This window comes from Nocardiopsis halotolerans DSM 44410 (assembly GCF_000341065.1).
In the GTDB taxonomy this organism is placed as follows: Bacteria; Actinomycetota; Actinomycetes; order Streptosporangiales; family Streptosporangiaceae; genus Nocardiopsis; species Nocardiopsis halotolerans.
The window spans coordinates 18371-33482 of the sequence record NZ_ANAX01000107.1 but is presented as its reverse complement, the minus strand read 5'-3'; the positions used below and the strand labels follow the sequence as shown (position 1 = coordinate 33482).

At 72.0% G+C, this 15112-nt stretch carries 1 protein-coding gene and 1 pseudogene; both read right to left on the bottom strand.

From position 1 onward, the window contains the following. Nucleotides 1-10: 10 nt before the first annotated feature. Nucleotides 11-823 (bottom strand): annotated as a pseudogene (locus tag D455_RS36120) (condensation domain-containing protein); the annotation flags it as partial. After that, nucleotides 768-14789 carry an SDR family NAD(P)-dependent oxidoreductase gene (locus tag D455_RS33710; protein WP_017570356.1) on the bottom strand — a complete coding sequence of 4674 codons (14022 nt, stop codon included), beginning with the start codon at nucleotides 14787-14789 and terminating at the stop codon, nucleotides 768-770. The pseudogene D455_RS36120 and the gene D455_RS33710, both read right to left, overlap by 56 nt. Nucleotides 14790-15112: the final 323 nt, after the last annotated feature.

Genomic DNA, 15112 nt, shown 5'->3' with positions numbered 1-15112 from the left:
TGGAGTGGGTCGCTCCGGCGAACGGGTTCCGGACCCGCGAGTGCGGCCGCTCCGTGGGAAGGGCCAGGAACGGCAGCGGACCGTCGAGCCTGTCGCGCCAGTGGGCGAGCGCGGAGGAGCGCGTCTCCGCGAGCCTGCGCCGTTCCCGCCGCACGAAGTCGTGGAACGCCACCTCTGCGCGCTCCGGTCCGGGGGCGTCCCTTCCCTCCAGCAGAGCCTGGTAGGCGTCGAACAGCGAGTCCGCCAGGATCCGGGCCGAGCTGCCGTCGAAGACGATGTGGTGGACGACCACCAGGACGACGGCCTCGTCCCCGGCGCGTTCGAGGACACGCACCCGGAGAAGGGAGCCCCCCTCGATCTCGAAGGGCAGCTCCTTCTCCCGTCGGAGCGCGTCCCGCATCTCCTCGTCCCCGGCCAGGTACCGGTGGGAGAAGTCGAGCGGCCGCTCCGGGTCGACGGACTGGTACGGAACACCCTCGGAGCTGTGGATCACGGTGCTGAGCACCGGATGCTCCCGCACCACCGCCCGGCAGGCCTCGCGCAGGACGGCCGTGTCCAGACCGCTGACGCGGAAGCACATCGGAACGTTGTAGGCGGAGGTTCCCGGATAGGACCTCTGGAGCGCCCAGAGGCCACGCTGCCCCTCCGAGAGCTCCTGGGGCCGCTCCCCCCGCCTCGTCCGTTCCAGCAGGTCCCTGACCGTGTCGCCGCTGATCCTGCCGGCCTTGTAGTCGGCGATGAGGGCGCTGAACTCGTCCTGCAACTTCCTACCCTCTCTCAGCCAGAAGAGCGATGACCTCGTCCAGGTCGGTGCCGTCGTCACGCAGCCGTTCCAGCGCGTCCAGCACCGGGTCGTCGGGGGTGCTCCCCCCGCCGGGCGGCGGCGGTTCCGGGTCACCGTCGCGCCGTTCCCCCCTTCGCCGGGCGACCAGACGGGCCAGCTCCCCCGGACGCCGGGCCACGAGGTACGCCGACAGGTCGGCGACGGTGTCGTGTTCGAAGAGTGCGCTGGGCAGGAACCCGGGGTCGACCGTCCGCACGAGCTCCCGGGCCAGGCCGACGGCCGCGACCGACGTCAGGCCCAGGTCGAGCAGGGGTGTGTGGGGGGCGATCTCGGTGGCGGACCGTCCAAGCCGCACGGCCACGAGGTCGCGCAGGAACCCCCTGGCCCGCTCGTCGAGGTCGGCGCTGAGCGCGACGGCGTCGGGCGGTGCGGGTTCGCCCTCGGGAAGGACGTCCCAGAGGAGCCCGCCGGGGGACGCGGGGGTCGGCCCGGACTGGTGCGGCTCCGACCGCTCGGACCGTGCCTCCCCAGCCGTGTCGGGCGCGCCCGCTCCGGCGTCCGACCGGACCCAGTGCCGGTCTCCGGCGAAGGGGTAGGTCGGCAGGTGGAGGCGGCGCGGAGCGGAGTCGTGCAGCGCGGTCCAGTCGAGCTCGTACCCCTGGAGCCAGAGTTCGGCGACCTTGTTCCACGCGCCCTGACCGGACCACCGCCGCACCAGGTCCCGCCGGAGGTCGTCCTCGTCCAGCAGGGCGGGGCGCGTGCGCGGATCCCCGACCCGGCCCCTCCAGAGGTTCGGGACCGACCGGCCCTCGGCCAACGCGTCGAGGGCGTCCCTCGCGTCATCGACGCCGTGGGCCAGAAGGACGGCCCGCTCCTCCAGGGCGACGCGGCCCGTCTGGAGGGTGAAGGCCAGGGAGCGCAGGTCCACGCGCTCGCGTGCCTCCAGGAAACGCAGGAGCCGGCGGGCGTAGGCGCGCAGCCGGTCGTCGTTCCTGGCCGAGATCGGGACCAGGACCCCGTGGGGGACCGTGTCACTGACCGGATCCTCCCCCGTGGGGGCCTCCTCCAGGATGACGTGTGCGTTGGCCCCGGTGGCCCCGAAGGCGCTCACTCCGGCACGGCGGGGGCCGTCGACGGTCCACTCATCGAGCCGTGTCTGGAGGCGGAACGGTGAGTCCTCGAAGTCGACGTACGGGTTGGGTCGGCCCGTCTCGGGCTGCGGGGTCAGCGTGGCGTGGTGCAGTTGGAGGACGGTCTTGGTCAGGGCGCTGATCCCGGCCGCCGATTCGGCGTGCCCGATCCCCGCCTTGACCGACCCCAGGGCACAGAACCCCCGCTCCTCGGTGTGTCCGCCGAACACCCTGCTCAGTGCCTGGAACTCGATCAGGTCGCCCAGTTCCGTCCCCGTCGCGTGCGTCTCGACGTAGGAGACGGTCCTGGGGTCGACGCCCGCCCTGTCCAGGCACTCGGTGACGAGCGCCTCCTGGGCGGCCACCGACGGGACCCGGAACCCGGACGTCCGCCCGGAGTGGCTGACGGCGCTGCCCCTGATGACGGCGTAGACGCCGTCCCCGTCCGCGAGTGCCCTGTCCAGCGGCTTCAGCAGCACCGCGCCCACGCCCTCCGAGGAGACGAACCCGTCCCCGCCCGCTCCGAACGGCCGCCCCGGTTCCCCGCTGGCGTGGAGGTCCTGCAACCCGTAGGTCTGGTACTTACTGGGGTGCAGGGAGAGGTTGACCCCTCCGACGATGGCCACCCGGCACTCGCCGCGTCGGATGTCCTCCGCCGCCAGGTGCACCGCGCTCAGCGACGACGCGCACACCGTGTCGATCACCATGGACGGGCCGTGGAAGTCGCAGAGGTGGGACACGCGGTTGGCGATCGGTGCGTGGTTGAGGGCGAGGGGGATCGTGTGCCCCGCGGCGTCCCGCTGCACCAGGGCGTAGTCCTTGTGCATGACCCCGGCGTAGACGCCGACCGGGCGGCGACGGCTCACGCCCTCCGCCTCGACGAGGTTGTCCGGCGTGTACCCCGCGTCCTCCATCACCTCCCAGCACGTCTCCAGGAACAGGCGCTCCTGTGGGTCGAGAAGGGCCGCCTCCTCGTCCGGTATCCCGAAGAAACGGGCGTCGAACCGGGCGACGTCGTCCAGGAACCCGCCCCACCGGGACATCTCCCGTCCGGAGGGGGAGCGCACACCGGCGAGGTGGTCGCGGGACCACCGCTCCTCGGGGACCTCGGTGACGCAGTTCCGGCCCGCCTTCAGGTTCTCCCAGAACTCGGCGAGGTCGGCGGCCTTCGGGTACCTGCCCGCGATCCCGATGATCGCGATGTCCCGCCGTTCCGGTTCGGTCACGCCCGCGTGGGGCGCGGGACGGCCCTGGACGGCGGCGGCCTCCGTGACGACGGACCGGGGATCGTGCGCGGCCGAGGGGGCGGGGGCCGGGGAGTCCGGGGCCCCGGGAGCGAGGTCCGCGAGGTGTTCCGCGAGGGAGGAGACCGTCGGGTACTCGAAGAACAGGGTCGGGGGGAGCCTGGTTCCGAGGGCGCTCTCCAGCTCCCTCGTCAGCTGCAACAGCTGGACCGAGACCAGTCCCAGCTCGTAGTATCCGGCGGTCGTGCTGACCGAACCCTCCGGTACTCCCAGGTGGGAGGCGATGAGCGAGGCCAGGAGCGTTTCGTGCGCCCCCGGATCCACGGAGGTCCGCCGCGGCACCGTGCCGCCGTCCGGCCCCACCGGTTCGCGGCTGACCGTCCGGCCCCCCGTCCCGGTGTGCGGGCCGAGGAGTTCGGGGTCCCGCACGGCCTTGCACGTGAAGTCGGTCAGCTCGCCGATCCTGCGTCCACCGGCGTCGAAGAACTCCATCGTGAAGCTGAGCAGGTCCGCGCCCAGGACGACGGTGTCCCGCCGGACGCGCGTGTAGCACGTGGTCCGCAGGGGCGCGCTCGCGTGGAACGACCCGTGGAACAGGGGGAGGAAGAGGTGGCCGGCGCCGCCCGCGGCGCTCTCCACCGCCTCGATGGCCGCCACTGCGCTGGCGTCGATCAACGCCGGGTGGAACAGGTGCTCCCCGGCGCCGACCGGCGCCCGGTCGTCCACCGCCACGTGGACCCAGACGTCCCGTGGACCCGTGTAGGAGGCGCCGACGGCACGCATCGGCCCGTCGTGCACCAGCTCCCTGTCACGGAAACCGCCGTAGACGTCCCGGAGGTCCTTCACCCTGGAACCCTCCGCGTGGATCGTGTCCGGGCGCACCCGCACGTCATCGGCCCCGGTGGAGCGCTCACGCATCTCGGCCGTGACGTACGGCGGTTCCGCGGTCCCGTCGTCGGAACCCGCCTCCCGCACCTCGACGCGCCAACCGTCGGCACCGTCGGGATGCGCGGTGATCCTCAAACGCGCGTCCTCCCCCTCGGCCACGGCCAGCGGGCGGTGGATCGTGAGATCCCGCAAGGCGAACCCGGCGAAGTCCGCACCGGCCTCGGCGAACCACTGGTACAGCAGGTCGATCCAGGCGACGCCGGGCATGAGCCGTCGGCCGTGGACCCGGTGGTTGGCCAGGATGGGATGGGCCGCGTCCAGCCGCGCGGTCCACGTTCCGGACGGGTCGTGCGCGAGGACCCCGGCCGACGCGTCGGGAGCCGGTCGGGGATCGCGAGTCGCCGACGCTTCCCCGAACCGCACGTCGGACCGGTCGAGGACCGGGGGCTCCAGCGGTCGGCGCGGCACCCGCGTGGATTCCCGCTCGTGGTGCCGGAGGACGACGTGGCCGTTGGTTCCACCATCGGCGAAGCTGCTGACCGCCGCGTAGGGAATCCGCGTACCCGCCAGCTCTCGGGGGAGGACGAACCCGGCCGCGTCCATGTCGAAGTGTTCTGGGGGTTCCTGGCCGGACAGGAAGGGCACCAGGCTTTGGTGGCGCAACGTGAGTACGGCGCTGATGAACCCCGCGATGCCCTCAGCGCACAGCGGATGGCCGATGTTGGGTTTGACCGATCCCAGGTGGAGCGGGGCCGGGCGGGACCCTCCGTAGACGGCCTTCACGGCCTTGAGTTCGAGGAGGTCGGTCATCTCGGAGCCGGAACCGTTGACGTGGAGGTAACGGACCTGATCCGGCGTGCAACCCGCCTGTTCCAGGGCCTGGCGCATGACCCGCTCCTGGGCCCGCGGGTTGGGCGTGGCCGGGCCCGCCGTCCTTCCGTCGTTGTTGACGGCGACACCCTCGATGACCGCGTGGATCGTGTCCCCTTCGGCCTCCGCGCGCGCGAGTGGTTTGAGCAGGACCACGCCGACGCCCTCACCCAGCACGACGCCGGAGGCGCGCCGGTCGAAGACGTGGAACACCCCGTCCTCCTGGAGCAGACCGCGTCGGCGGAACAGTTCGTGGGACGAGGGGTCGGCCAGCAGGCTGACCCCCGCTACCAGTGCCTGGTCGACCGATCCGCTGGCCAGCGCGTCCGCAGCGACCCTCATCGCCGTCAGCGCGGAGGAGCAGGCGGTGTCCACGACCATGGCCGGGCCCTCCCAGTTGAACGTCTGGGAGACGTTGGCCGCCAGGTAGTTCTGTCCGACGGCCATGATCGGGTTGCGCGCCCGGCCCACCACGCCGGGGTCCGTGTTCGGCCGGCTCCTGGCGCCGACGTACACACCCGTCCCGGAGCCGTCGAGCTCGTCCGGGCGGTACCCGGCGTGGTGGACGGCCTTGAGGCTCTCCTCCAGCAGGACCAGGGCCTGGGGGTCCATCGCCCGCGCGTCCTCCGGTGACAGCGCGAACCGGGCGGCGTCGAACAGATGGGCGTCGTCGATGAGCCCGGCGTGGAGCCCGACCGGTTCCGCCCAGCGGCTCTCCGGGACCCGGCGGATACCGGAACGTCCGCGGGACAGCAGGTCCCAGTAGGAGTCGAGGTCGGGGGCGCCCGGCATACGGCACGCCATACCGATCACCGCGACGGACACGCCCCGTCCATGCGGCGCGGCGGCGCTCCGCCGGACGTTCGCGACCGGACGGGCGTCGTCGACCCGTGACGGTCCGGGGTTCCGCCCGTCCTCCCCCCGCTGTTCCTCCGGAGCGTTCCGACCGCCGAGGGCCGCGGCCACCTCCTCTCCGTGGGCGTCGAGCAGCCACTCCGACAGCTCCCGCACACTCGAGTACTCGAGCAGGGCCGAGGGCTCCAGGTCGGTTCCCAGGCGCCCGCGGAGCTTCTGGAGGACCTGGGCGAGCAGGATGGAGTCCGCCCCGTACTCCGCGTACGACGTCTCCTCGTCGAGCTGCCCCGGCCGGAGCCGCAGCTCCTCCTCGAACACCTCGGTCAGGTAGGCGGCCAGCGCTCGTGCGGTGTCGTCGCCCGGCGGCACCGGAGCCTCCGTGCTTTCCCTCCGGTCGCTCTCCCGGCGGCCTGTGACCGCCCCGCCCCGCGAGCCCGGCGATCCGGTCCCGGAGGTCCCCTCCCGGGGGAAGGCCAGGGCCTCCGCGTCGAAGCGGTCGGGATCCACCACCACGGGCATGACCACGGGCCCTCGGTCGGACCGGAGGACCTCGTCGAGCAGGGCGAGCCCCTCCTCGTCGGTGATACTCAGCAGCCCCGTGTCCGTGTACGCCCGGGCCGTCACCTCCCCGAACCCGGTCTCGCGCCAGCTCGGCCACTGAACGCTCGTCACGGGCGGGGACCCCGCGTGTGCCCGGGCGAGGTGGTCCATGAAGGCGTTGCCCATCGCGTAGTCGCTCTGCCCCGCGCCCAGGGCGGGAACCGCCGAGGAGACCGACGAGAAGAGGAGGACGAAACGGAGCGCACGGTGGTCGAGGCTCCGCAGGAGGTTCCGGCTCCCCTCCACCTTCGGCGAGACGACCCTGGCGATGCCCTCGGGCGTCTTGCGGACGAACGCCGGGTCCTCGGTGTCCACGAGCCCCGCCGCGTGGACGACGCCGGCGATCACGCCCATCTCCTCCTGGACCGACCGGACCATGGCGTCGACCTCGTCGGCCCGGTCCAGAGCCGTCGCCAGGACGCGGACCTCCACGCCCGCCGCCTCCAGGTCGAGGACGGCCCGGATCTTGTCGCGCACCGAGGACGGGTGTCCGTCGGCCGTGTCCCACAGACGGCGCGGTGGCAGCGCCTCCCGGCCGGTCAGTACCAGCCGTCTGACCCCGCACCGTTCGACGAGGTGTCTGGCGCACAGTAGGCCCAGGCCCCGGGTGCCACCGGTGACGAGCAGTACCTCGTCCTCGGCGAAGGCCGGGGCGCCGACGGGGGCTCCGGGCGCGGTCTCCTCCAGCACGGCGACGTACCGGCGGCCTCCCCGGAGGCACACCGCGGTCTCGGCCCCGGTGTCGGCGACCTCCTCCCGAACGGCGGCCGCGACCTCGTCGGGCCGTCCCGCTCCGGGATCCAGGTCGAGGTGGCGCGAGGTCAGGGCGGAGTACTCGCTGCCCAGCGTCCGGTAGAGCCCGACCCGGGACGCCCCGGCCAGGTCGACACGAGTGTTCTCCAGGTCCTCGAGCCCCCGGGTCACGAAGAGCAGGCGGAGTTCCCGCGAGGGCCGGGACGCCAGCGCCCGTTGCAGGAGGAGCACCGGTTCCGAGGCAGGCCCGTGCTCGCTCATGCCGGTGAGGTCGATCAGGGTCGAACAGTTCTCGATCCGGGATCCGAACCTCTCCCACGTGTCCGGGGCGACCCCGACCGCCGTCGCTCCGTCGAGGAGCGCGACGACCGCGTCCGCCAGCGGCCCGGTCGCGGGGTCGTGGAGGACGACGGCGTCCGCGGGTACCGCCGGCCCCCTCCTGACCGGGGTCTCACGCCACGACCTGCCCAGGAACCGTGTCGTACGACGCGCGGTCCCGGTCCGCTCGGTGTCCCCCGAGGTCACGGCGGCCTCGTCCCGGGGGACCCAGTGCCGCTCGCGGGCGAAGGGGTAGGTCGGCGCGCTGGTCCTCCTGGGCGTGCGGTCACCGTGGAGCCGGTACCAGTCGGGCACCGCGCCCTTCACCCAGAACCTCAGGACGTCGGTCAGCTCGCCCCGCTCCAGCAGACCGCCGACGATCCGGTCGAGGTCCTCCTCGGGGATGAGCGCCAAGGCCTCCCTGCCGTCCCGGACGTCTCCGCTGAGCACCCCTTCGGCGGAGGTGTCCCCCGCCAGGTACCGCTCCAATCCGTCCGCCAGGGAGTCCAGCGAGTCGGCGAGGACGCCGAGTCGCACGTCCATGGCCTCGCGTCCGACCTGGAGCGTGAACGCCAGGTCCTCCAGGGGTGTGCCGTCCGCACGGCCCCGCTCCTCCCGCACGAACCGCAGCAGGTCGTCGGCGTAGGCGCGCAGGCGCTCACCGTCCCTGGCGGACAGGGGGACGAGGACAGGCCGTCCCGGTTCCGCCTTCGGCCGCCTGTCGACGTGTTCCTCGACCACCAGGTGCGCGTTGGAACCGCCGGCCCCGAAGGACGAGACCCCCGCGACACGCGGCCAGGACCGTCCCCCGAAGACGGGACGCTCCCACTCGCACAACTCCTGGTTGACCTCGAACGGCGTGTTCGCGAAGTCGATGTCGGGATTCAGGGTGCGGGAGTGGAGGGAGGGAGCGATCTGGCCGTGCTTCAACTGTAGGAGCACCTTGCTCAGGCCCGCGATGCCCGCGGCGCTCTCACAGTGACCGATGTTGGACTTGGCCGAGCCGATCCGGCAGTACCCCGTGTCCTCGTGGTCGCCGAACGCCTGGCTCAGGCCGCCGATCTCGATGGGGTCGCCCAGCTTGGTTCCCGTGCCGTGCGCCTCCACGTAGCTGACCGCCCTGGGGGGCACCCCCGCCTCGTCCAGCGCGGCGCGGACGGCCGCTCCCTGTGCCCTCGGGTTGGGCACCGTGTAGCCGTTGGTCCGCCCTCCGTGCGTGACCGCGCTGCCCTTGATGACCCCGTAGACGTGGTCACCGTCGCGCTCGGCGTCGGCGAGCGGCTTCAACAGCACGACACCGACCCCCTCGCCCGGGACGTAGCCGTCCCCGCCCTCGCCGAAGCTCTCGCAGTGGCCCTGGCTCGAGATGAACCGACTGTTGCTCAGGCTCAGGTACTTGTTCGGGTGGACGGTCACGTTCACCCCTCCCGCGAAGGCCATTCCCGCGCGTCCCTGGCTGAGGTCCCGGCAGGCCAGCTCCACCGCCGTCAGGGAACTGGAGCACATGGTGTCCACGGTCATGCTGGGGCCGTGGAGGTTCATGACGAACGAAACGCGGTTGGCGACACTGGCGTAACTGGCGCCGATCGCGTTCGGGTTGCCCTGGACGCCGTTCCCGTTCCGGAACAGCAACTGGTACTGCCCCCACATCACACCCGCGTACACGCCGACGCGGCCCCCGAGGGGTTCTCCCCCGACGCGTCCGAGGGCCTCCCTCGTGTAGCCCGCGTCCTCCATCGCCGCCCAGGCGTGTTCCAGGAACAGGCGCTCCTGGGGGTCCAGGTAGTCGGCCTCACGGGGGGAGATGTTGAAGAACAGGGGGTCGAAGCGGTCCACCTCCGGGATGAAACCGCCCCACTTGCTGTGGTGGCGGTCCGGCACCGTACGGTCCTCGGTGTAGTGGTCGCGCCAGTCCCAGCGCCCGGCCGGAACCTCGACCACACAGTCGCGTCCGTCCCTCAGGTTGCGCCAGTACTCTCCGAGGTCACGGGCCTCCGGATAGCGTCCGGAGAGCCCGATCACCGCGATGTCCAGTGCCGACGACCCGCGGTGCGCGGGGGCGGACGGCCGGGTGCCGTCCCCGGCCGGCTCCGCCGCGGCCCGTCCCGCCTTGGTCGGGGCGTCGGGTGCCCGCCGGGTGTCCTCACTCCGCGGACCCTCCTGGGGGAGGAGCGCGAACAGCCTCGACCGGTGCCTGTCCACGAGATATCCGCCGAGTCCGGTCAGGGTGTGGTACTCGAAGAGGAGCGTCTTGGGCAGGGAACCGAACGTGGCCTCCAGCCCCGAGGTCACCTCGGTGGCCAGGATCGAGTCCATGCCGTAGGTGCCGAGGGGCTCGTCGGCGTCGATCTCCGCGGCCCGGTGTCCCGTCCGCGCGGCGATCTCCTCCCTGAGAAGTCGCACCGCCTCCCTGAGCAGGGTCCGGTCGTCACCAGCGGCCGGGGCGTCACGGTGTGCCGGGGCCGTCCGGGCAGGACCGTCCCCGGACCCGTCGGTCCCTGGAGGGAACGGGACCGCCCGGTCCCCCTCTCCCGCCATGACCAGTACGTGTACCTCGCCGCTCCCCATGGCGCGGTAGAACGCCCGGAACCCGTCCGGTGTCTCCAGCGGAACCAGCCCGGCACGGGAGCGCAGTGCGTCACGCGTGGCGTCGTCGGCCCCCATCCCGCCGTCCCGCCACAGGGGCCAGCCGACGGAGAGGGTGCGGCCCGTACGCCGCCCCGCGCGCACCAGGGCGTCGCGCTCGCGCGCGAATCCGTCCATGAACGCGTTGGCCACGGCGTAGTCCGCCTGTCCGACGTTTCCGGTCACGCCCATGACCGAGGAGAACAGGACGAAGAAGTCCAGTTCCTCGTCCCTGGTCGCCCGGTCGAGGTTGAGACATCCGTCGACCTTCGGGCTGAGCACGCTCTCGAACTCCGCCGCGGACTTCCTCACGACGAAGTCGTCATGGATCACCCCCGCCGCGTGGACGACACCGTGGAGTGCGCCGAAACGCCGTTTGACGTCCGCGACGAGTGCCTCGGTACCGTCCGCGTCGGAGACGTCGAGCCTGTGGTACTCGACGCGCGCGCCCCGGGCCTCCAAAGCGTCCAGCCGGTCCCGCCTCGCCGCGTCCAACGGGGATCGGCCGGTCAGGACGAGCACGGCCTCCTGTGCGTACCGCACGATCTCCTCGGCGAAGAGGACCCCCAGGCCGCCGGCGCCCCCCGTGATCACGTAGACGCCCTTCGACCGCCAGGGGACCTCCGCCGCGTCCTGGGACACGGGCAACGGCCGCCAGTCGAGGACGCGCCGCTCACCACCCTCGTGGCTGATCTGGTGGTCCTTCGGGGCGTGCGCCTCCTCCTCCAACCGCTCGACGAGGTACGACGCCGTCGCGTCCCCGGGAACGGTGATGACCTGCCCGACGATGTCGGGGTTCTCCTGGTGGGCGGACCTCGTGAGCCCGGCGAGGGCCCGAAGCGCCCAGGCGTCCTCACCGGAGCCGACCAGGACCTGGACCAGCGCGGGGGCTGAGGGCCCGGCGAGGAGGGCCTCCCTGACCGTTCCGAGCAGGTTGAGCGCGTGGTTCCTGAGGGTGTCCGCCACGGACGCACCGGGCTCGGTCACCTCCGTGAACTCGATGTGCGGTGCCAGTGCGCGCAGTTCGGCCAGCTGCCCGCCGAAGCCGCAGGCGAGAACCGACCGGGCCTGGTACGCCGGTTCCGTCGACCGTTCCGGCACGGGGCGGGGGGCCCATTCCGGCCGGAGGAGGGAGATCCGGGTGTCGGTCCCCCGCCCGGTGGCTCCTCCGGACTCGCCGCCCCTCATCGTGTAGCCGCGCAGGCTCACGAACACCTCACCGTGTTCGTCGCAGAGGTCGAGGTCCCAGCGCTCCGCCCTGTGCGCCCCGGGCCGTGCCTCACGGATCCACGCGTACGCGAGCGAGGGGGAACTCCCGTACACCTCGACGCCCTCGGCGGAGAAGGGAAGCGCGGGAGCCCCTCCGGACCGGCCGTGCCGTGTCTCGTGGGCGCGCGGAACGATCACCGCTTGGAGGGCTCCGTCGACGATGCTCGGGTGGAGGACGCCCCCTCCCGGGTGGGTGTCCGCGCCGTCCGGCAGGGCGATGGCGGCCAGGAGTTCCCCGTCACCCAGCCAGACCGTCCGCAGCGAGCGGTGCGAACCGCCGTAGTCGAACCCGGCGTCCCCCAACGCCGCGTAGCACTCCTCGTGACTGAGCGTCCCAGCGCTCATCCTCGACCTCAGGGAGTCGACGTCGAGGGCCGGAGGCGGGAACGCGGGACCGGGGGCGCCCGTCCCGCGGGAGTGGACGACGTCCCGCCCGTTCCCGCCGTCCGAACGGAGTTCGTAGGAAACCGTGCCGTCCGCTCCGTCGACCACGGACACGTACACCTCGCGCGGGCCGTCGTCGACGGTGAGGGGGCGTGTCCACACCACGCCGCCGAGGCGCACCGGGGCGTCGTCACCGCGGTGCAGTGTCCGGGCGACCGCTGCTCTGGCCATCTCCAGGTGCACGGCCGCCGGGAGGACCGGCGCGTTCCGAACCCGGTGGTCCGCGAGGAAGGGTTCGGCCCCGGTGAGGACGGCGCGGTGTCCCGTGGTGCCCGGCTCCGGCGCGCGCTCGCCGAGCGGCGGCCGCGGAGACGTGTGCCGCGGACGCGGTCCCGTCACGGGTTCCTCGATCCAGTAGTGCGTCTCCGCGAACGCGTGGGTGGGCAGGGGTACGCGCCTCGGCGGGGTGCCGTCCGCGTACAGCAGCTCCCAGTCGACCTCGGCCCCTCGGGTCCAGGCCTCCAGCAGCCCCGCGTGGTCCTGACTCGCCAGCCAGGCCCCGGTCGTCTCGGTGGCGGAGGCCGTGCCGCCGGCGGTCCTTCCCCGTCTCGGCGCGGCGGTTCCCCGGAAGACCCCGGGTGTGCCTTCCTCCCCCCGGACGAAGGCCGCGAGCAGGTCCTCCAGCGGGCTCCCGTCCACGGGCAGGAAGGCGACCCTCTCACGCATCTCCTCGCGTCCGACCTGGAGTGTGTAGGCCAGGTCGAGCAGGTCGTCGCCGTCCGGTTCCGCGCGCCGCAGATACGCCAGCAGGTGTTCGGCCTGGCGGACGAGCTGCGCCCCGGTCCCGGCCGAGAGCACCGGCAGCACCGCGTGGCCGTCTCCGCCCGCGGCCTCCCGGGTGTCCGCGTGCTCCTCGACGATCACGTGGGCGTTGCTGCCCCCGGAGCCGAAACTGCTCACTCCTGCCAGGAGGGCGGAACGCCGCCCGCGTTCCCACCGACTCCACCCGTCGACGACGTACAGCGGGGAGTCGTCGAGGGTGATCCTGGGGTTGAGCCTCGTGTAGTGGACGTTGGCGGGCAGCGCCCCGTTCCGGGTGCACAGGACGGCCTTGAGCAGTCCCGTGACGCCCGCGGCCGCCTCCAGGTGGCCGAGGTTGGTCTTGACCGACCCGAGTGCGCACGGCGACCGGGAGCCGGTGAACACCCGGGAGAGTCCCTGGACCTCGATCGGGTCACCCAGCGCGGTCCCCGTACCGTGTGCCTCCACGTAGCCGACGTCGGAGGGCTCGGCCCGGGCGTCGGCCAGGGCGGAGGCGACCAGTTCCGACTGCATGTCCGCGTTGGGCACGGTGAGCCCGCCCGACTGGCCTCCGTGGTTGGTCGCGCTGCCCCGGATGACCGCGTGCACGTGGTCGCGGTCCTCAAGCGCCTTGGCCAGGGGTTTCAGCAGGAGGACGACGCCGCCCTCCGAACGCACGTAGCCGTCGGCCGAGGCGTCGAAGGTCTTGCAGAGCCCGTCCGGGGAGAGCATCCCCGCCTGGTGGTAGGCGAGGGTGTTGGCCGGGTGGCACAGGGCGTTCACGCCCCCGACGACCGCGGTCTCGCACTCGCCCTCGCGCAGGGCCCGCACCGCCGCGTGCACAGCCACCAGGGAGCTCGAACACGCCGTGTCCGTCTGGACGCTGGGTCCGCGCAGGTCGTAGAAGTACGACACCCGGTTGGCGATGATGGCCATGGAGGTCGCCAGTCCGCTGTGTGCGCGTACCGGCACCCCCGCCGAGTCCATGAACCTCTGGTAGTCGGACCCGCTGGCACCGATGTACACGCCGGTCGAGGTGCCCCGGAGCGAGCTCGCCCGGTATCCCGCGTCCTCCAGGCAGGCCCAGGTGAGCTCCAGCATCCATCGCTGCTGCGGATCCATGAGCCGCGCCTCGTTGGGCGTGATCCGGAAGAGCTCGGCCTCGAAGCGGTCCGCGTCGGTGACGAAGCCACCGCGGTCGATCCCCGGGTACTGGGCCGGGTCGATCCCCTCAGGCCAGCGCCAACGCGACTCCGGCAGGTTTCCGACGGCTGACCCGCCTGCCTCCAACAGTCGCCAGAGGTCCGTGTAGTGCTCGATGCCGCCGGGGAGGCGACAGGCCATGCCGACGATCGCGATGTCGCGGGGCCCGCCTCCCCCGTGCTCCGCGACTGGTGACCGCCCTGCCGCGGCGTCCGGGTCCTGGTCTCCGTCACGGTCCAGCGCGGAGATGATCCGGGCTGGGGTGTCGTGGTCGAAGAGGAAGAGCGGATCGAGGCCCAACCCGTAGCGCTCCTCGATGGCGCCCTGGAGCTCCAGGAGGTCGGCGGAGTCGAGCCCGAGCTCGAACAGCGGGGTGTCGAGGAACCCCTCCTCCGTCTCCTCGGTGTCCGACAACCCGGCGACGGCCTCGACCACCTCGGCCGTCAGTCGTTCGGTGCCGGGGATCTCCGACGCTCCGTCGGCGCCACCGCGTGCGTACTCCCGGACACGCTCCTCCCTGCGCTCCAGGTCGTACTCGACCAGGACACCGTTCCCGCCGTTGGTCCGGTCACCGGGCCGGTAGCCGGGTACCAGTCCCCGTACCTCGGCACCGTGTGACTGGTGCATCCGCAGCACAGTGTCGAGGAGGCGCCCCTGCGGGGTGCGCTCCCGGATGTAGTCCTCCAGGTCGATGCCGGGATGACGTTCGATGTCCTTGCACCGGGTCACGCCCACGACCGACCGGACGGCTCCCTGCTCCCGACACAGGGTCAGCAGGTGTTCCAGCAACGTGTCGCCGTATCCCCTGCCCTGTCTTCCCGGGTCGATGTTGAGGGAGAGGACGTGGGCGACCTCCGCGTCGGGGCGGTGAAGGGAGTCCGCGGTGGCGAAGTCGACGGTGAAGAGCTCCTCCGCCGCGTTGATGCGCTGGGAGTAGATGACCCCCCAGACACACCCCTCCTCCTCGACGACGAAGTGGGAACCGGGGTTTTCGGACAACCGTCGGCGCAGGATCTCCTCTGGGAGGCGCAGCCGTTCGGGCCAGCAGAGCCGTTCCAACTCCATCAATCTGACGATGTCGCCCTGTGCCGCCCGGCGAACAAAGCCAAATCGAGCACCAAGCATACCAGATTTACCCATATTCCAGGCTTTGCCAATCCACATCGCCACAGGACTTCCCAGGAGCCGGAGAGACCATGGCTGCAAAGAACGTAGAAGTTGAATTTTCTACATAATCTGGACCGCCCCGACAGGGACAGAAGTAACATATAGGACATGCCCCTCACCTGCCAAGGGACCGCCCCCGGCCCGCCCTCCCAACCCACCACCCGCACCGGAGCCCACCGCCCCCACCGGCACGACGGGGGCGGCAAAACTCCTGCGCAAGG

What these genes read in the sequence shown, in the direction of transcription:
- D455_RS33710 (WP_017570356.1), bottom strand. Translation starts at nt 14,789, where the DNA reads ATGGAGTTGGAACGGCTCTGCTGGCCCGAACGGCTGCGCCTCCCAGAG.